Origin of the sequence: Klebsiella sp. Shm-1, assembly GCF_040804525.1 — a bacterium.
GTDB classification, from domain to species: Bacteria; Pseudomonadota; Gammaproteobacteria; order Enterobacterales; family Enterobacteriaceae; genus Klebsiella; species Klebsiella pneumoniae.
This window is the reverse complement of the sequence record NZ_CP161823.1, coordinates 4,360,087-4,378,758: the sequence shown is the minus strand read 5'-3', so window position 1 is coordinate 4,378,758 and position 18,672 is coordinate 4,360,087. Positions and strand designations below refer to the sequence as shown.

General features: G+C 60.6%; 13 protein-coding genes and 1 riboswitch. Of the genes, 4 read left to right on the top strand and 9 right to left on the bottom strand.

Features of this window, described 5'->3' with window-relative positions; translation table 11 throughout:
- Nucleotides 1–10 precede the first annotated feature (10 nt).
- The 5 genes from rapA to araB form a co-directional block, all read right to left on the bottom strand.
- Nucleotides 11–2,917, bottom strand: coding sequence for an RNA polymerase-associated protein RapA (gene rapA / locus AB1E37_RS21430; RefSeq protein ID WP_004178574.1), 2,907 nt, complete (start codon nt 2,915–2,917; stop codon nt 11–13).
- Between the two features lie 187 nt (nt 2,918–3,104).
- Nucleotides 3,105–5,462 (bottom strand): DNA polymerase II, encoded by a 2,358-nt coding sequence (gene polB / locus AB1E37_RS21425; RefSeq protein WP_020317174.1) that lies wholly within the window; start codon nt 5,460–5,462, stop codon nt 3,105–3,107.
- A gap of 175 nt (nt 5,463–5,637) precedes the next feature.
- Nucleotides 5,638–6,333 (bottom strand): L-ribulose-5-phosphate 4-epimerase, encoded by a 696-nt coding sequence (gene araD, locus AB1E37_RS21420; protein WP_002888353.1) that lies wholly within the window; start codon nt 6,331–6,333, stop codon nt 5,638–5,640.
- Between the two features lie 137 nt (nt 6,334–6,470).
- Nucleotides 6,471–7,973 (bottom strand): L-arabinose isomerase, encoded by a 1,503-nt coding sequence (gene araA / locus AB1E37_RS21415; protein ID WP_032448261.1) that lies wholly within the window; start codon nt 7,971–7,973, stop codon nt 6,471–6,473.
- 10 nt (nt 7,974–7,983) lie between these two features.
- Complete coding sequence (araB, locus tag AB1E37_RS21410; RefSeq protein WP_011977646.1) at nt 7,984–9,693, bottom strand: ribulokinase; 1,710 nt, start codon at nt 9,691–9,693, stop codon at nt 7,984–7,986.
- A gap of 337 nt (nt 9,694–10,030) precedes the next feature.
- On the opposite strand from araB, the gene araC reads away from it, so the two are divergent.
- Entirely contained in the window at nt 10,031–10,876 is an 846-nt protein-coding gene (gene araC, locus AB1E37_RS21405; RefSeq protein WP_004145972.1) for an arabinose operon transcriptional regulator AraC, read from the top strand.
- A gap of 128 nt (nt 10,877–11,004) precedes the next feature.
- Nucleotides 11,005–11,772: a DedA family protein gene (locus tag AB1E37_RS21400; protein ID WP_002888373.1), complete on the top strand. Its 768-nt coding sequence runs from the start codon at nt 11,005–11,007 to the stop codon at nt 11,770–11,772.
- Here the strand turns inward: AB1E37_RS21400 and thiQ are convergent.
- From thiQ to sgrR, 4 genes are all read right to left on the bottom strand, one after another.
- Nucleotides 11,759–12,460, bottom strand: a complete 702-nt coding sequence (gene thiQ, locus AB1E37_RS21395) for a thiamine ABC transporter ATP-binding protein ThiQ (protein ID WP_004178579.1) — start codon at nt 12,458–12,460, stop codon at nt 11,759–11,761. The genes AB1E37_RS21400 and thiQ overlap by 14 nt on opposite strands.
- A complete protein-coding gene (gene thiP, locus AB1E37_RS21390) occupies nt 12,444–14,054 on the bottom strand; it encodes a thiamine/thiamine pyrophosphate ABC transporter permease ThiP (protein ID WP_032448264.1) in 1,611 nt (536 codons plus the stop codon). The genes thiQ and thiP overlap by 17 nt, the downstream gene beginning before the upstream one ends.
- Entirely contained in the window at nt 14,030–15,013 is a 984-nt protein-coding gene (gene thiB, locus AB1E37_RS21385) for a thiamine ABC transporter substrate binding subunit (RefSeq protein WP_004178584.1), read from the bottom strand. The genes thiP and thiB overlap by 25 nt, the downstream gene beginning before the upstream one ends.
- A 32-nt stretch (nt 15,014–15,045) precedes the next feature.
- Nucleotides 15,046–15,265, bottom strand: a riboswitch (TPP riboswitch).
- A gap of 37 nt (nt 15,266–15,302) precedes the next feature.
- A complete protein-coding gene (gene sgrR, locus AB1E37_RS21380; protein ID WP_004145968.1) occupies nt 15,303–16,958 on the bottom strand; it encodes an HTH-type transcriptional regulator SgrR in 1,656 nt (551 codons plus the stop codon).
- Between the two features lie 87 nt (nt 16,959–17,045).
- Between sgrR and sgrT the strand changes: the two genes are divergently transcribed.
- Nucleotides 17,046–17,198 carry a glucose uptake inhibitor SgrT gene (sgrT, locus tag AB1E37_RS21375; RefSeq protein WP_002888448.1) on the top strand — a complete coding sequence of 51 codons (153 nt, stop codon included), beginning with the start codon at nt 17,046–17,048 and terminating at the stop codon, nt 17,196–17,198.
- A 267-nt stretch (nt 17,199–17,465) separates the two neighbouring features.
- Complete coding sequence (locus tag AB1E37_RS21370; RefSeq protein ID WP_032448265.1) at nt 17,466–18,650, top strand: sugar efflux transporter; 1,185 nt, start codon at nt 17,466–17,468, stop codon at nt 18,648–18,650.
- The last annotated feature ends 22 nt before the right edge of the window (nt 18,651–18,672 follow it).

Sequence of the window (18,672 nt, the reverse complement as noted above, 5' to 3'; positions counted from 1 at the left end):
TCGCGTTCCGTTACTGGTGAGTGACGACGATCAGACGCAGCGCGTCCAGACGCCATCCGGCCTGCGCCAGCGCATCCATCACCTGCTGACGGTTGCTTTCGATCGCCGCCAGTTCGTCGTCACGGATGTTCGGGTTCACCGCCTTCAGCGCTTCCAGACGCGACAGCTCCGCCGTCAGCTTTTCATCGGCTTCGTTACGCGCCGCGTCGATCAGCCCCTGCGCCGCTTTGGCGATCTGCGCTTCACCCTGCTGCAGAATCGCGTGAACGTCCTGCTGCACCGCATTGACCAGCTTGCTACCGGTATGGCGGTTGACCGCGCTCAGCTGGCGGTTGAAGCTTTCGAACTCCACCTGCGCGGCGAGGTTGTTGCCGTTTTTATCCAGCAGCATGCGAACCGGGGTCGCCGGCAGGAAGCGGTTGAGCTGCAGCTGCTTCGGCGCCTGCGCTTCGACGACATAGATCAGCTCCAGCAGCAGGGTGCCGACCGGCAGCGCCTTGTTCTTCAGCAGCGAAATGGTGCTGCTGCCGGTATCGCCGGAAAGGATCAGGTCCAGACCGTTGCGTATCAGCGGGTGTTCCCAGGTAATAAATTGCGCATCTTCACGCGACAGCGCCACGTCACGTTCGAAGGTGATGGTGCAACCGTCTTCCGGCAGGCCCGGGAAATCCGGCACCAGCATATGGTCGGAAGGGGTGAGGACGATCAGGTTTTCACCGCGGTCGTCCTGGTTGATGCCGACGATATCGAACAGGTTCATCGAGAAAGCGATCAGGCTGGTGTCGTCATCCTGCTCTTCGATGCTCTCCGCCAGGGCCTGGGCTTTCTCGCCGCCGTTGGAGTGGATCTCCAGCAGACGGTCGCGGCCCTGCTCCAGCTGCGCCTTCAGGGCATCATGCTGTTGGCGGCAGGATTTGATCAGATCGTCAAAGCCGTCGGTGGATTCCGGCGCCGCAAGATAGTTGATCAGTTCATCGTGCACGCTGTCGTAGACGGTGCGACCGGTCGGGCAGGTATGTTCGAAGGCGTCGAGCCCTTCGTGATACCAGCGCACCAGCACCGACTGCGCGGTTTTTTCCAGGTACGGAACGTGGATCTGGATATCGTGCGCCTGGCCGATACGGTCGAGACGACCGATACGCTGCTCCAGCAGATCCGGGTTAAACGGCAGGTCGAACATCACCAGGTTGCTGGCGAACTGGAAGTTGCGTCCTTCGGAGCCGATCTCGGAGCACAGCAGCACCTGAGCGCCGGTGTCTTCTTCAGCAAACCACGCCGCGGCGCGGTCGCGTTCGATAATCGACATCCCTTCATGGAACACCGCGGCGCGGATGCCTTCGCGCTCGCGCAGCACCTGTTCCAGCTGCAGGGCGGTGGCGGCCTTAGCGCAGATTACCAGCACCTTCTGCGAGCGATGGCTGGTCAGGTAGCCCATCAGCCACTCGACGCGCGGGTCGAAGTTCCACCAGGTACCGGTATCACCTTCAAATTCCTGATAGATCTGCTCCGGATAGAGCATGTCGCGCGCGCGCTCTTCCGCGGTTTTGCGCGCGCCCATAATGCCGGACACTTTGATGGCCGTCTGGTACTGGGTCGGCAGCGGCAGACGAATGGTGTGCAGCTCGCGTTTCGGGAAACCTTTGACGCCGTTACGGGTATTACGGAACAGCACGCGGCTGGTGCCGTGGCGGTCCATCAGCATCGAGATCAGCTCCTGGCGCGCGGCCTGGGCATCTTCGCGATCGCTGTTGGCGGCCTGCAGCAGCGGCTCGATATCCTGCTCGCCGATCAGATCGCCTAGGGTATTGAGTTCGCTATCGCTCAGCTTGTTGCCCGCCAGCAGCAGCGCGACGGCGTCGGCCACCGGACGGTAGTTCTGCTGTTCTTCGACAAACTGTTCAAAATCGTGGAAGCGGTTCGGATCCAACAGACGCAGGCGCGCAAAATGGCTCTCCATTCCCAGCTGTTCCGGCGTCGCGGTGAGCAGCAGGATACCCGGCACGCGCTCAGCCAGCTGTTCAATAGCCTGATATTCACGGCTCGGCGCCTCTTCGCTCCACACCAGGTGGTGCGCTTCGTCGACCACCATCAGGTCCCACTCGGCGTCGCACAGATGCTCCAGGCGCTGCTTGCTGCGACGCACGAAGTCTAAAGAGCAGATCACCAGTTGTTCGGTTTCGAACGGATTGTAGGCATCGTGCTGCGCTTCGGCGTAGCGCTCGTCGTCGAACAGCGAGAAACGCAGGTTGAAACGGCGCAGCATCTCCACCAGCCACTGGTGCTGGAGGGTTTCCGGGACCACGATCAGCACGCGCTCTGCGGCGCCGGAGAGCAGCTGCTGGTGCAGGATCATCCCGGCTTCAATGGTTTTACCTAAGCCCACTTCATCGGCCAGCAGGACGCGCGGCGCGTGACGACGGCCCACATCGTGGGCAATATGCAGCTGGTGCGGGATCAGGCTGGTGCGCTGGCCGCGCAGGCCGCTCCACGGCATGCGGTACTGTTCGCTCTGGAACTTGCGCGCGCGGTAGCGTAGGGCAAAGCGATCCATGCGGTCGATTTGGCCGGCGAACAGGCGGTCCTGCGGTTTGCTGAATACCAGTTTGCTGTCGAGCAGCACTTCACGCAGGGTGACGTTCGCTTCCTGGGTGTCCAGGCGGGTGCCAGTGTAGGACAGCAGCCCGTTCTCTTCATTCACTTTGTCAACGTGGAGCTGCCAGCCTTCATGGCTGGTGATGGTGTCGCCCGGGTTAAACATTACGCGGGTGATCGGGGAATCGTTGCGAGAGTACAGACGGTTTTCGCCGATGGCGGGGAAAAGGAGAGTGACCATGCGCGCATCCAGCGCTACCACCGTCCCTAATCCTAGTTCGCTCTCTGTGTCGCTAATCCAGCGTTGACCAAGTGTAAAAGGCATATATGTTCGGCTCTTTAGTTCTTTAATTGCAGGCAATAGTTGATCATCTCCATGAACAATCGGAGATGCGTCAAAATTGGGGCCAGGAATGGAAAGGGCGCTATATTACTGGATGGCAGAACGTTCGTCACGTTCTCCTCACGCTTCATTTTTAGGCTTTCGTGCCCGTGGAATGGGTGACAAAAAATCAAAATAGCCCCAACTGTCCTGTCACTATTGTAGCAAAGTCATCGTTGACGAAGGGCAGGATCCCTTCCGCCACCGGCTGCAACTGCTTTGTTAAATAGTGATCGTAATCGAGCGGCGACTGCTGGTAATCCACCGGCTCCGGGCCGCTGGTGGTCCAGACGTATTTGATGGTGCCGCGCTGCTGATACTGCTGCGCCCGCCCAAGCTTCAGGTTGTGTTCATCGGCAAGCCGGGCGGCGCGCACGTGCGGCGGTACGTTGCGCTGATACTCCGCCAGCGGCCGGCGCAGGCGTTTGCGATAAACCAGCTGTTCGTCGAGCTCGCCGTTCATCAGCCTGGCGATAGTCTCCCGCACATAATCCTGATACGGCTGGTTGCGGAAGATGCGCAGGTATAACTCTTGTTGAAACTGCTGGGCCAGCGGCGTCCAGTCGGTACGCACCGTTTCCAGCCCCTTAAACACCATGCGCTGGGCATCGCCCTCCTGAATCATCCCGGCATAGCGCTTCTTGCTGCCGGTATCGGCGCCGCGGATCGTCGGCATTAAAAAGCGGCAGAAGTGGGTTTCATACTCCAGCTCCAGGGCGCTGGTAAGCTGGCTTTTGCTAAGCTCCTGCGCCCACCAGGCGTTGACATCGCTGACCAGCTCGCGGCCGATCTCCGCCGCCTGGGCTTCGCTGTGCGGGCGCTTAAGCCAGACGAAGGTGGAGTCGGTATCGCCGTAGATAACGTCATAGCCTTTGGCTTCAATTAACGCTTTAGTCTGGCGCATGATCGCATGGCCGCGCATGGTGATCGACGAGGCGAGACGCGGGTCGAAGAAGCGGCAGGCGCTGGTCCCCAGCACGCCGTAAAAGGCGTTCATAATGATCTTCAGCGCCTGGGAGAGCGGCTTATTGTGCTGGCGTTTGGCTTCATCCCGGCCGTGCCAGATCTGGCTGACAATCCCCGGTAGGCAGTGCTTATCTCGCGAGAAGCGGGCGCCGAGGAAGCCCTCGATACTGTGCTGATCATCGGGTTGCGCCAGCCCTTCAACCAGGCCGACCGGATCGATTAAAAAGGTACGAATAATCGACGGATACAGGCTTTTATAGTCCAGCACCAGCACCGAGTCATACAGGCCGGGGCGGGAGTCCATCACGTAGCCGCCGGGGCTCGCCTGCGGCGGTACGTCGCCGAGATTCGGCGCCACGTAGCCCAGGCGGTGCATGCGCGGGAAATAGAGATGGCTGAAGGCGGCGACCGAGCCGCCGTGGCGGTCGGCGGGCAGACCGTTGACCGTCGCTCGTTCGAGCAAAAACGGCATGATCTCCGTTTTGTGGAAGATCCGCGTCACCAGCTCGCAATCCTGCAGGTTATAGATGGCCAGCGCCGGTTTGTCTTCATGAAAGCGGCGATCGATCTCATCCATCCGATCCCATGGGTTGTCGATGGCTTTGCCTTCTCCCAGCAGCTCGCGGGCCACCGCCTCCAGCGAAAAGGAGGAGAAATTCCAGAACGCCGATTTTAGCGCGTCGATGCCGTCGATAATCAGCCGCCCGTTGGCCTGGGCGAAAAAGACGCCGTTCTTAAAGCCGTGCTCACGCCACTCCAGCTCGCTGTTGCCGCGGCCGAGCCGCAGCGGGATGCGATAGCGTTCGGCGTGCTTTTGCAGAACGCGCAGATCGAACTGCACTACGTTCCAGCCGATCAGCACGTCGGGGTCGTGTTCGGCAAACCAGGCGTTGAGCTTTTCCAGCAGCAGGGGACGGCTGGCGGTGAAGACCAGCTCGAAGTCGACGTCTGGCGGCGTTTCCGGTTCGGGGCCCAGCATGTAGACCACCCGCTGGCCGCAGCCTTCCAGACCGATGCAGTACAGCTCGCCGTGGCGGCTGGTTTCGATATCCAGCGACACCCATTTCAGCGGCGGACGATAGTCAGGGTTCGGCTTCATGCGCGCGTTGACCAGCTGCGAGCCGCGCGTTTCGCCTTCCACCCACACCGGGGCGGTGATAAAGCGCTCCATCAGATAGCGCTCCGGCGGGCGGATATCGCCTTCGTAAACGGTGACGCCGCTGTCGCGGAGCATCTTCTCCAGACGCATCAACTGGCGATGGGCGCGGCAGTAGAGGCCAACAATCGGCTGACGGTGGAAATCTTTCAGGGCCAGCGGGGCGAAGCGGAGCCCTTTCTCCCCCTGCAGCAGCCGTTCAGCCTGCGCCCGCTGCGCTTCGGGAATAAAGGCGACGGACTCCTGCGGCGGGAGGGTGACCTGCAGCGGACCGTCGTCGGTGGCCAGCCAGAAGGAGAGCTCGGTGCCCTGCGGAGTGTCCCGCCAGTGACGGGTGAGTAAAAATCCTGCTCGTGGCTGGGTCACGGGTATTCTCGCCGATAAAAAACCAGGCCTGATTATAGCCTGGTTTCATGAGGGGTGCTGGGGTTTTATACAGGTGTTCGGCGCTAATGTTGCCCCGGATTGCGGCTTGCGCCTTATCCAGGCTACCAGATGGCGCAGAGCCCTGGCCCTGCTAAGCGCAGCGCGAGCAGGGTGATTATTGGCCGTAGTAGGCTTTGGCCCCATGCTTACGCAGATAGTGCTTATCCAGCAGGGTCTGCTGCATAGCCGGCAGCTGCGGCGCCAGCTGGCGGCAGAAAATCCCCATATAGGCGATCTCTTCCAGCACGATGGCGTTATGCACCGCGTCTTCGGCGTTCTTGCCCCAGGCGAACGGGCCGTGGGAATGGACCAGCACGCCGGGCATCTGCGCCGGGTCGATTCCCTGCTGGCGGAAGGTTTCGACAATCACGTTGCCGGTTTCCCACTCATAGTCGCCGTTGATCTCCGCATCGGTCATTAACCTGGTGCAGGGCACCGGGCCATAAAAGTAGTCGGCATGGGTAGTGCCGGTCGCGGGAATAGATTGCCCGGCCTGCGCCCAGATGGTGGCGTGGCGCGAATGGGTATGCACAATGCCGCCCAGCGTCGGGAAAGCCTGATACAGCAGGCGATGGGTCGGGGTATCCGACGAGGGCTTTTTATTACCCTCTACCACTTCGCCGCTCTCCAGACTGACCACCACCATATCGTCGGCGGTCATCACGCGGTAATCCACGCCGGAGGGTTTGATCACGAACACCCCTTTCTCGCGGTCGACGGCGCTGACGTTGCCCCAGGTTAAGGTCACCAGATTATGCTTTGGCAGGGCCAGGTTAGCTTCCAGCACCTGGCGTTTAAGATCTTCTAACATAGTGTGCTCCGAATAGCAGGCGAGTCGGGTATCCCTCACCCCGACCCTCTCCCGGCGGGAGAGGGAGAAAGGCGGCATGGCGCCCGGTCGGTCCCCTCTCCCCAACGGGGAGAGGGGAAGGGTGAGGGGACGGCCTCTTAGCGTTTTGAACCGTAATACACTTCATTCCAGCGCAGCGCGTCCTTGAAGGACGGCAGACGGGTATCGTTGTCGATGACGGTCAGCTCGATATCATGCAGCTCGGCGAACTGGCGCATATCGTCGAGGTTCAGCGCATGGCTGAAGACGGTATGGTGCGCGCCGCCGGCGATGATCCAGGCTTCCGACGCGGTACGCAGATCCGGCTGCGCTTTCCACAGGGCGTTGGCCACCGGCAGCTTCGGCAGATCGTGCGGCGTTGGGACGGTTTCGATGGTATTGACCAGCAGACGGAAGCGGTCTCCCAGGTCGATCAGGCTGGCGACGATCGCCGGGCCGGTTTGAGTATTGAAGATCAGGCGCGCTGGATCCGCTTTGCCGCCGATGCCCAGCGGCTGAACGTCGAGGATCGGTTTCTCGGCGGTGGCGATCGTCGGGCACACTTCCAGCATGTGCGAGCCGAGCACCAGATCGTTACCATTGTCGAAGTGGTAGGTGTAATCCTCCATAAAGGAGGTGCCGCCCTGCAGACCAGTTGACATCACCTTCATGATGCGAAGCAGAGCGGCGGTTTTCCAGTCGCCCTCGCCGGCAAAGCCGTAGCCCTGCTGCATCAGGCGCTGTACGGCGAGACCCGGGAGCTGTTTCAGGCCGTGGAGATCTTCAAAGGTGGTGGTAAAGGCGTGGAAACCGCCCTGTTCGAGGAAGCGTTTCATCCCCAGCTCAATGCGCGCGGCGTCCAGCACGTTCTGGCGCTTCTCGCCGTGAACCTGCGCTGCCGGGGTCAGACGGTAGCTGCTCTCATATTCATCGACCAGGGCGCTGATATCGCCGTCGCTGATGCTGTTCACCACCTGCACCAGATCGCCGACCGCCCAGGTGTTCACCGAGAAGCCAAACTTAATCTGCGCGGCGACTTTATCGCCGTCGGTCACCGCCACTTCGCGCATGTTATCGCCGAAACGGCACACTTTCAGATGACGGGTATCCTGTTTGGAGACCGCCTGACGCATCCAGCCGCCGATACGCTGGTGGGCCTCTTTATCCTGCCAGTGGCCGGTGACCACGCTGTGCTGTTGGCGCATACGGGCGCCGATGAAGCCGAACTCGCGGCCGCCGTGCGCGGTCTGGTTCAGGTTCATAAAGTCCATATCAATGCTGTCCCACGGCAGCGCGGCGTTGTACTGAGTATGGAACTGCAGCAGCGGCTTATTGAGGATGGTCAGGCCGTTGATCCACATTTTTGCCGGCGAGAAGGTATGCAGCCAGACCACTAACCCGGCGCATTTGTCATCGTAGTTGGCGTCGCGGCAGATATGGGTGATCTCGTCCGGGGTGGTGCCCAGCGGCTTAAGGACCAGTTTGCACGGCAGTTTGGCTTCCGCATTCAGGCTGTTCACCATATGTTCGGCATGCTTCGTCACCTGGCGCAGGGCTTCCGGGCCGTACAGATGTTGGCTGCCAATAACGAACCATACTTCATAGTTATCAAAAATCGTCATTTTCGTATCCTTAATGGGTGAGCGCTGCCTGAGATTGCGGGGCTTTTTCCGCCTTTGCAGCCGAAGGGAGATAGTGTTGTTCCGCGCTGACCGACCATTGCTGGTAGCGCTGATAGAGTTGTTCGAAACGCTGTGCCTGCGCCGGACGCGGCTGCAGGGTAGTTTCCACCTGGCTTGCCATCCGCTGTTGGGCGGCAGGAATATCGTCATAGACGCCGGCGGCGACGGCGGCGAAGATAGCCGCCCCCAGCGCGCAGCACTGATCGGAGGCGACAATCTGCAGCGGACGGTTCAGCACGTCGCAGCAGGCCTGCATGATGACCTGGTTTTTCCGCGCGATACCGCCAAGCGCCATGACGTTGTTAACCGGGATCCCCTGCTCGGTGAAGCACTCCATAATGGCGCGAGCGCCGAAGGCGGTGGCGGCGATCAGACCGCCGAACAGCGCCGGCGCGTCGGTGGCCAGGTTAAGGTCGGTGATCACCCCTTTCAGGCGCTGGTTGGCATTCGGCGTGCGGCGGCCGTTGAACCAGTCGAGCACCACCGGCAGATGCTCCAGCGATGGATTGTTGGCCCAGGCTTCGGTGAGCGCCGGCAGTAACTGTTTTTGGCTGGCTTTGATTTGCTCGCGCAACGCCGGCTGCTGCTGAGCCAGCTGCTCCAGCGGCCAGCCGAGAATGCGGCCAAACCAGGCGTAAATATCGCCGAAGGCGGACTGGCCTGCCTCCATGCCGATAAAGTGTGGAACCACGCTGCCGTCGACCTGGCCGCAGATGCCTTTGACCGTGCGCTCGCCGACGCTCTCTTTATCGGCGATCAGAATGTCGCAGGTGGAGGTGCCGATGACTTTCACCAGCGCGTTAGGCTGCGCGCCGGCGCCAACGGCGCCCATGTGGCAGTCGAAGGCGCCGCCGGAGATGGCCACACTCTGCGACAGACCCAGGCGCTGGGCCCACTCTGCGCTCAGCGTGCCGACCGGCACATCGGCCGTCCAGGTATCGGTGAACAGCGGCCAGGCCAGATGCTGGTTGATGATGGGATCAAGCTCATCGAAGAAGCTGGCCGGTGGCAGACCGCCCCAGCTCTCATGCCACAGCGATTTATGTCCGGCGCTGCAGCGGCCGCGGCGCAGATCCTGCGGACGCGTAGTACCGGAGAGCAGGGCGGGCACCCAGTCGCAAAGCTCTACCCACGAGGCGGCTGCCTGGGCGACGGCGCTATCTTCGCGGGTGACGTGAAGGATTTTGGCCCAGAACCATTCGCTGGAGTAGATCCCGCCGATATAGCGCGAGTAATCCTCTTTGCCCGGCTGGTGGCACAGGCGGGTGATCGCCTCGGCTTCCTCGACCGCGGTGTGATCCTTCCACAGGACAAACATGGCGTTAGGGTTGTCAGCGAATTCTTCGCGCAGCGCCAGCACGTTGCCCTCGGCATCGACGGGAGCCGGAGTTGAGCCGGTGCTGTCGACGCCAATGCCCACGACGTCGGCGCGCTGTTCGGCGCTCAGCGAAGCGAGCACGCTTTTCAGCGCCGCTTCCATGGACTCGATGTAATCTCGCGGGTGATGGCGGAAGCGGTTGTTAGCGCCATCGCAATACTGTCCTTCCCGCCAGCGCGGATACCACTCCACGCTGGTCGCCAGCTCTGCGCCGGACGCGCATTCCACCGCCAGAGCGCGGACTGAGTCACTACCAAAGTCGAGGCCAATCGCAATTGCCATCTTGTTACTCCATGCAGAAATCATTCATGCAGCAACAGTAGATATCCCCGGCAAAATCCGTCAGGCCGGATTCGCTAATCTTATGGATTATTTTGCTGTTACCTTGCAAAGTGTGACGCCGTGCAAATATTCGATGTGGACTTTTCTGCCGTATTTATAGACACTTTTGTTACCCGGCATATCACGGTGGAATGCACGCTGCTGGCGCTTTTTTCGCTTGCTGTGCGGGTTTTTCGCCAAATTTCCACCGCCGTCGCAGTCGCGACAGGGCCGAGAGCGATAAAATGATGAATATGGACAATTGGTGCCACTGATACCTTCGGGGAGAACCACGCGTATGGCCGAAACGCAAAACGATCCGCTGCTGCCGGGCTACTCTTTTAACGCTCATCTGGTCACCGGCCTGACGCCGATTGAGGCGCAGGGATACCTGGATTTCTTTATCGACCGCCCGCTGGGTATGAAAGGCTATATTCTCAATCTGACGATCCGCGGCGAGGGGGTGATCAACAACCACGGCGAACAGTTTGTCTGCCGGCCGGGCGATATGCTGCTGTTCCCGCCCGGGGAAATTCATCACTATGGCCGCCATCCCGACGCCAGCGAGTGGTATCACCAGTGGGTCTACTTCCGCCCGCGCGCCTACTGGCACGAGTGGCTCAACTGGCCAACGATTTTTGCCCAGACCGGCTTTTTCCGTCCGGATGAACAGTGGCAGGCGCGCTTTGGCGAGCTGTTCGGCCAGATCGTCGATGCCGGGCAGGGGGCGGGGCGCTATTCCGAACTGCTGGCGATAAACCTGCTGGAACAGCTGCTGCTGCGGCGCATGGAGGCGATCAACGAATCGCTGCATCCGCCGCTGGACAACCGGGTGCGCGACGCCTGCCAGTACATCAGCGACCATCTGGCGGACAGCCATTTTGATATCGCCAGCGTCGCCCAGCACGTCTGCCTGTCGCCCTCGCGTCTGTCGCACCTGTTCCGCCAGCAGCTGGGGGTCAGCGTCCTCGGCTGGCGGGAGGATCAGCGCATCAGCCAGGCCAAACTGTTGCTCAGCACCACGCGGATGCCGATCGCCACCGTTGGGCGCAACGTCGGCTTCGAAGATCAGCTCTATTTTTCCCGCGTGTTTAAAAAATGCACCGGGGCCAGCCCGAGCGAATTCCGCGCGGGTTGTGAATAAAAAGTAAAGAAAGTGAAATGATGACCCGCTTAAATGTCACAGCCAGTAAACTATTAAGACAATTGATGGCTTGACGACGGCGCGATGGCTTCGGAGAATCCGGGCTTCGTTTTTTAACCGGGTACATTATGCAAGCATTGCTCGAACACTTTATTACCCAATCCACGGTCTACTCATTGTTAGCCGTGATGCTGGTGGCCTTTCTCGAGTCGCTGGCGCTGGTGGGGCTTATCTTACCCGGCACGGTGATGATGGCTGGCCTTGGGGCGCTCATCGGCGGCGGCGAAGTTAACTTCTGGCAGGCGTGGCTGGCGGGGATTGTCGGCTGCCTGCTGGGCGACTGGATCTCATTCTGGCTCGGCTGGCGCTTTAAGAAGCCGTTGCACCGCTGGTCGTTTATGAAGAAAAACCGCGCCCTGCTGGAGAAAACCGAGCATGCGCTGCATCAGCACAGCATGATCACCATTCTGATTGGCCGCTTTGTCGGACCGACGCGTCCGCTGGTGCCAATGGTCGCCGGGATGCTCGACCTGCCGGTGGCCAAGTTCGTGCTACCGAATATTATCGGCTGCCTGCTCTGGCCGCCGCTCTATTTCCTTCCGGGCATTCTCGCCGGGGCGGCGATTGATATTCCGGCTGATGAAAACAGCGCCAGCTTTAAATGGCTGCTATTGGGGGCGGCGCTGCTGGCCTGGCTGGCGGGATGGCTGTGCTGGCGGCTGTGGCGGAGCGCGAAAACCTCAGGCGATCGGCTGACCCGCTGGCTGCCGCGCGGCCGACTGCTGTGGCTGTCGCCGCTGATGGTCGCGCTGGCGGCTACAGCGTTAACATTTGTCTTCCGCCATCCGCTGATGCCGGTCTATCTGGCGATCCTGCATAAAGTCATCGCGCGCTGATCCCCATCAAATGCGAGGCGCTGCTGTGGCCGCTTAACAGCTCGGCGGTGGCGCCATCCCAGACAATGCGCCCTTCGGCGACCACCATCGAGCGCGGCGCGATGCGCGCGGCGTCCTCTACGCTGTGGGAGACCATCAGCAGGGTGAGCTGCTGCTGCTCGCAGACATCGGCGACCAGGGACAGCATCTCCTGGCGCAGCGCCGGATCGAGCGCCGAGAAGGGTTCATCCAGCAGCAGCACCGGCTGCTGGCGCACCAGACAGCGGGCCAGCGCCGCGCGCTGCCGCTGACCGCCGGAGAGCTCGCCGGGCAGACGTTCCAGCAGCGCATCAATTCCCATCTGTCCAGCTATCGCCGTGACCTGCGCCTGCTGCTCGCGGTTCAGTTTAAGGCCTGGGTGGATGCCGAGGCTGATATTTTGTCGAATGGTCAGATGGTTAAACAGGTTATTCTCCTGAAACAACATCGAGACCGGACGCTGCGCCGGCGGCGTCGCGTTATGCGCCTCGCCGTTAATCAGCAGGCTGCCGCTGGCGGGCGGCAGAAACCCGGCGATCAGATTCAGCAGGGTGCTCTTTCCGGCGCCGCTGGGGCCGAGCACCGCGATGCGCTCCCCGCGCGCGACGTCGAGGGTGAAGCGCATCGGCAGATGCTGGTATAGCCAGGTCACATCATTGAGTTTTAGCATCACGCCCCGGAAGTTTTTCAATCAGCGTAAACAACAAGAAACAGAGCAGCAGCAGGAGCAGGGCGGTGACGGCCCCGTCCTGGCTGCGGTAGGCGCCTATCTGCTGGTACAGATAGAAAGGCAGGGTGCGGAACGCCTCGTTGCCGAACAGCGCCACCACGCCGAAATCGCCAATCGACAGTACGCAGGCGAAGGCGAGCGCCTGGGCCAGCGGGCGCCGGAGAGCGCGAAGCTCGACCACCCGCAGCCGGGCAAAGCCTTCAATACCCAGCGACTGGCACAGCATGCTGTAGCGGGCGGCAATGTCGCGCATCGGGTTTTCCAGTACTTTCAGCGCATAGGGGATCGCCATCAGGGCATTAGTGAAGATGACGATGCCGTCGGCGGACTCCGGCAGGCCGATAGTGTTATTGAGCAGCAGGAAGAAGCCGGTCGCCAGCACAATTCCCGGCATCGCAAGGATCAGCATGCCGCTCAGCTCCATTGCCTGCCCGGCCAACGGCCGCTGGCGAGAGCGCAGCTCCCGGCTGCTCCATAACAGCATCATCGTCAGGGTCACGCTCAATAGCCCGGCGGCGATGGCGATGCGTAGAGAGGTGCTCAATGCCTGCCAGAGCGCTGGCTGCGCCAGCACGTCCAGCATATTACTGTTGATCCCGTCGACGATGACCGCCAGCAGCGGCGGGAGCAGCAGCAGCAGGGCGGCGCCGATCAGCAACCCGTCGCTCAGGCGGCTATGCAGGCGATCGTCAGGGTCGCGCCAGCCGCGCACATGGCTGACGCCAATGGCGACGGCTTTACTCAGACGCTGGCTAAGCAGCACCAGCCCAAGGCAGCAGAGCATCTGGATCAGCGCCAGCATTGCCGCTCGCGCCGGATCGTAGTCAAAGCTCAGCGCCTGGTAGATAGCCAGCTCGATCGTGGTGGCTTTCGGGCCGCCGCCCAGCGAGAGCACGGTGGCGAAGCTGGCGAAGCAGAGCATAAAAATCAGCGCGGCGACGGCGGGAATGTGCCGGCGCAGCCACGGCCATTCGACGAGGCGGAAGAAGGCATAGCCGCGCATGCCAAGCTGGGCGGCAATTTGCCGCTGCTCGCCGGGAATGTTCTCCAGCGCCTGCAGCAGCAGGCGGGTCGCCATCGGCATATTGAAAAAGACGTGCGCCAGCAGGATGCCCTGCAGACCGTAGGGCGAGAACTCCCATTGCCAGCCGAGCGCGTGAAATAGTGAGGCCAGCCAGCCCTGGCGGCCATAGACGCTGAGGATACCGAACACCGCCACCAGCACCGGCAGGATCAGGGTCATCGCGCACAGGCGCAGCAGCAGCGTACGGCCCGGGAAGCGACGCCGATAAAGCGCGCGGGCGAGAAAGATGGCTGGTCCCACCGAGATCAGCGCTGACAGCGACGCCTGCCAGAAGGAGAAGCGGACCACATGCCACAGGTAGCTATCGCTGAAGACCGATTGCCAGCCCGCGCCGGGGGCGCTAAACCACAGCGCCAGAAACGCCGCCAGCGCGACAGCGCACAGCAGCGTAGCGGCGAACAGGCCCGGCATCAGCCCGCGAAGGTTTAGCGGCTGACGGCGCGTTGCCATGCGCTAATCCAGGTTTGACGCTCGCTGGCGACCTGCTGCGGGGTAAAGGACAGGGTGGTCTGCGGCTTCACCAGGGTATCAAACCCGGCCGGCAGGGTGACCTTGGTCACCGGATACATCCAGTTGCCGGTAGGGATTGCGTTCTGGAAGCCAGGAGATACCATAAATTTGAGGAATTTTTCCGCCAGTTCCGGCTGCTTGCTGGCGGCGGTACGCGCGGCAACTTCGACCTGCAGATAGTGGCCCTCGGCGAAGCTCGCCGCCGCATAGTTGTCTTTCTTCTCTTCAATCATGTGGTAGGCCGGCGAGGTGGTATAGCTCAACACCAGGTCGCTTTCCCCTTTCAGGAACAGACCATAGGCTTCGCTCCAGCCTTTGGTGACGGTAACGGTTTTCGCGGCCAGCTTCTGCCAGGCCTCGGGCGCTTGATCGCCATAGACCTTTTGCATCCACAGCAGCAGGCCCAGTCCCGGGGTGCTGGTACGCGGATCTTCATAGATGACCCGCCATTTTTGCGGGCCCTCGACCAGCTCTTTCAGGCTCTTCGGTGGATTAGCCAGTTTGTTTTTGTCATAGACGAAGGCGAAATAGCCGTAGTCGTAGGGAACAAAGGTGTCATTATCCCAGCCGCCCGGCACGCTGACCGCGCTGGCGGGTACGTTGCTTTTGGCAAACAGTTTACTCTGCGCCGCGGCTTCCAGCAGGTTGTTATCAAGGCCAAGCACGACGTCGGCCTTGCTGTTTTTGCCTTCCATGCGCAGGCGATTCAGTAGCGAAACGCCATCTTCCAGCGCGACGAACTTCAGCTCGCAGCCGCACTCCGCTTCAAAGGCTTTTTTGACCGCCGGGCCGGGGCCCCAGTCGGCAGAGAAGGAGTCATAGGTATAGACGGTAAGAACAGGCTTAGCCAAAGCGGGCATGGCGACCAGCGCCAGCAGCGGGAGTAATTTTTTCAACACTTTGCACCTCAGAAAAAAGGGGTGGCAAAGGATTTTGAGTGAGCCTCAAATCCCTTCGCCGGCGTTATCCGGATCAGGTTCGACGGGTATTTTCTCAGCCCATACGCTTCATCCTTCAAGCCGCATCTGCGTTAGCTTCGCGCGTTCACCCCAGTCACATAGTTATCTATGCTCCAGGGGATTCACCCGCTTGCTGCCTTGATGCAACTTGAATGATATTGCGTATGTTTATTAGCACCCCGTTGAGAACGGCCTTAGTGTAATGATTTTGTCAGATGACGGAAAGCGCTTACGGCTCCGGCGGCGCAAACCATGCGGATTTAAAATCGAACCAGCCGAGGGTATTCATCCTCACGCCGCGCATACTGCGCTGACCCTGAATCATCAGCCAGTGGTGGATCAGCGGCACGATATGTTGCCCGGCCAGCAGCCGCTGGCTCCAGGTGGCCGGATTAAACTCTCCTGCTCGCCAGCGGCAGGCGTCTGCCTGCCAGTCGATGGGAATGCAGCGCTGAATCAGCGGGACTTCGTACAGATAGGCGAAGAGCGAAAATTCGATCGGTAAGGTGAAGTTCACGCTGTTGAGCCAGATATCGCTGACCACCTCGCCGCGATGCCAGGCATCGTACTCCAGCTCCTGGATCTCCAGCTTTACCTGATGCGCCGCCAGCAGGTCGCGCATGATCCCGCCGATCACCCGATGTTCGACGTGATCGCGGTAGTAGGTAAGGGTGACTGTCTCCAGCCCCGCCGGCTTCTCGCAGGCGTGGTTGCTGGCATGATGCCAGCGCGGCAGCAGGCCGTAGGCGGGAAACCAGTTGCCCTGGTAGTGTTCGCCCGCATGGTAGAGCAGGTTGGCGGGCTGAAACAGATAGCTTAGCCAGCGGCGCACCGCGTCGTTGGCCCCCAGCGGGCTTCGCGAGTCGAACAGCAGGTAATAGCAGCCCTCTTCCAGGCGACTCTCTACCGCTTTTTCGCTTTCGGTATTGCCCTGCAGCGTCAGGCCGCCGTTGGGCTCTTCGCTAATCTCCGGCAGCACCCAGACGTTCACCTCATCGATCAGCGCTCGGTAGCCAAAATAGTCCTCAAAGGCATGGATCTTGAGCTGATTCTGGTTGTTACGCACCACGGCATAGGGGCCGGTGCCGACCGGCATGGAGGAAAAGTGGTTCATGGTCTGCCACTCCTGCGGCAGCACCATCGCCGGCACCTGCCCCAGCAGCCAGGGCAGCCAGCGGTCGGGCTGGCGCAGATGAATATCCAGGGTCCAGGCGGTGGGCGATTCGATGCGTTCGATATGTGAATAGAGCGGCAGGGCATTGCTGCGCTGCAGAGAGGCGATCACATCCGCCATCTCCAGCTCACGGCCATGGTGAAAATGGATGCCGGGACGGAGGAAAAAGCGCCAGTGGGTGGGGGTCAGCTGCTGCCAGTGGTGGGCAATATCGGCTTCCAGTTCCCCATTTTCCTCATTTACCCGCGTCAGGGCGCTGAATATTTGCCGGGCAATATGCGTTTCCGAACGCCGCAGCGCGCTACCTGGCAGCAAATTCTTCATCGGACGATAGTAGAGCACGCGCAGGATGTGCCGCCCCTGGCGGAAGCTGCGGCCGAGATGCGAGACCAGCATCTGGCGGACGGCAGCCTTATCGCCGACCAACTGCACCAGCTGATCGATGCGATCCTGCTCAAGGAGATCTTCGGCACGTTGCTGCTGCAGGGCGAGGCCGGTATAGAGAAAGGTTAGCCGCGAACGCTTGCCGCGGCCTGCCTCCGCTTCCCAGGTCAGCCAGCCGCGGGACTCCATCATATTGAGCAGGGTGCGCATATGGCGGCGCGAGCAGCTCAGCATTTCCGCCAGCTCGTTAAGGGTGGTCTCCTGCGACTTGCCGTCGCAGCACTGCCATAGGCGAATGAACTGTTGTTGCAGACGGCCGGAAGACATAAAAGGGGAACTCCTGCGCAAAACTCAGCAATTTATTACTTCCTATATTAAGCCAATAATGAATCCCGATGAAGCGAGGAGGTGAATATGATGAGGTCTACCGCAAAATCGTTCTACCAACGCTACTTTTCTGCGACGCAGGAAGCGTCCTGGCTGGCCCGCCTGATGGCAGGACGACAGCAGGAAATTCTGGGGGAACTGATGCAGTGGGGAGTGACGTCAACGACCTCTGATCATTGACTTGCAGACATCATGTGTGACTGAGTATTGGTGTTATACTCGTCGTTTTTCAAACTGCAGGTGCGCTGTCGATGCTTCCTGGGCCGTATGTTCTGGCTGCGTGATTCGCCTCTACGGGACTCACCTTTTCAGGGCCAGCGCGAGCGCGGCGCAAAATGGTTAACCGTTTTGTCCTGCAGCATGAAATCCATAGAGTATAGAATCACCCGCCAGCAGAAAGCCTCTGCTGGCTTTTTTCGTTTTCTTCGCGTGTGTTAAGGACATTCCATGCTGTGGTTGATGACGATGGGACGACGGCTTAACGGCGTCTATGCCGCCTTTATGCTGGTTGCTTTTATGATGGGCGTGGCGGGCGCGTTGCAGGCGCCGACGTTGAGTTTGTTTCTCAGCCGCGAAGTGGGGGCGCAACCGTTCTGGGTGGGCCTGTTCTATACCGTAAACGCCATCGCCGGGATCCTGGTTAGCCTGTGGCTGGCCAAGCGCTCCGATAGCCGCGGCGACCGGCGGCGGTTGATTATGTTCTGCTGTCTGATGGCGGTGGGTAATGCGCTGCTGTTTGCCTTCAACCGCCACTATCTGACGCTGATCACCTGCGGCGTGATGCTGGCATCCATTGCCAACGCGGCCATGCCGCAGCTCTTCGCGCTGGCGCGGGAGTACGCTGACAGCTCGGCGCGGGAAGTGGTGATGTTCAGCTCGGTCATGCGCGCCCAGCTGTCGCTGGCTTGGGTGATTGGCCCGCCGCTGGCCTTTATGCTGGCGCTCAACTATGGCTTCACCACCATGTTCTCCATTGCGGCGGGCATTTTTGTCATTAGCCTCGCTCTGATTGCCATCAAACTGCCTTCGGTTCCGCGTGTGGAACAGCCCTCGGAGGAGGCGGCGGCGCTAGCGCAGGCCGGCGGCTGGCAGGACAAGAACGTGCGTATGCTGTTTATCGCCTCCACCCTGATGTGGACCTGCAACACCATGTACATCATTGATATGCCGCTGTGGATCAGCAGCGATCTCGGGCTTCCCGACAGCCTGGCCGGGATCCTGATGGGCACTGCCGCCGGGCTGGAGATACCGGCGATGATCCTCGCCGGCTACTACATAAAGCGCTTTGGCAAACGTAAAATGATGGTGGCGGCGGTGGCCGCCGGCGTGCTGTTTTATGCCGGACTGATCCTGTTTCATGGTCGCACGGCGCTGCTGGCTCTGCAGCTGTTCAATGCCATCTTTATCGGCATTATCGCCGGGATAGGCATGCTGTGGTTCCAGGATTTAATGCCGGGACGGGCGGGAGCGGCGACCACCCTGTTCACCAACAGTATTTCCACCGGCGTGATCCTTGCCGGCGTGATGCAGGGGGCGCTGTCCCAGAGCTATGGTCACGCCAGCGTCTACTGGACGATCGCGGCCATTTCGCTGGTGACGCTGTTTTTGACCAGCAAGGTGAAGGATATCTGACTACTCGCCCCGGCATCGCCGG

Bases quoted from the DNA above. Each gene is read 5' to 3' on its own strand.
- rapA (WP_004178574.1), bottom strand. From the start codon at position 2,917: ATGCCTTTTACACTTGGTCAACGCTGGATTAGCGACACAGAGAGCGAA.
- araD (WP_002888353.1), bottom strand. From the start codon at position 6,333: ATGTTAGAAGATCTTAAACGCCAGGTGCTGGAAGCTAACCTGGCCCTG.
- araA (WP_032448261.1), bottom strand. From the start codon at position 7,973: ATGACGATTTTTGATAACTATGAAGTATGGTTCGTTATTGGCAGCCAA.
- araB (WP_011977646.1), bottom strand. From the start codon at position 9,693: ATGGCAATTGCGATTGGCCTCGACTTTGGTAGTGACTCAGTCCGCGCT.
- araC (WP_004145972.1), top strand. From the start codon at position 10,031: ATGGCCGAAACGCAAAACGATCCGCTGCTGCCGGGCTACTCTTTTAAC.
- AB1E37_RS21400 (WP_002888373.1), top strand. From the start codon at position 11,005: ATGCAAGCATTGCTCGAACACTTTATTACCCAATCCACGGTCTACTCA.
- thiQ (WP_004178579.1), bottom strand. From the start codon at position 12,460: ATGCTAAAACTCAATGATGTGACCTGGCTATACCAGCATCTGCCGATG.
- thiP (WP_032448264.1), bottom strand. From the start codon at position 14,054: ATGGCAACGCGCCGTCAGCCGCTAAACCTTCGCGGGCTGATGCCGGGC.
- sgrR (WP_004145968.1), bottom strand. From the start codon at position 16,958: ATGTCTTCCGGCCGTCTGCAACAACAGTTCATTCGCCTATGGCAGTGC.
- sgrT (WP_002888448.1), top strand. From the start codon at position 17,046: ATGATGAGGTCTACCGCAAAATCGTTCTACCAACGCTACTTTTCTGCG.
- AB1E37_RS21370 (WP_032448265.1), top strand. From the start codon at position 17,466: ATGCTGTGGTTGATGACGATGGGACGACGGCTTAACGGCGTCTATGCC.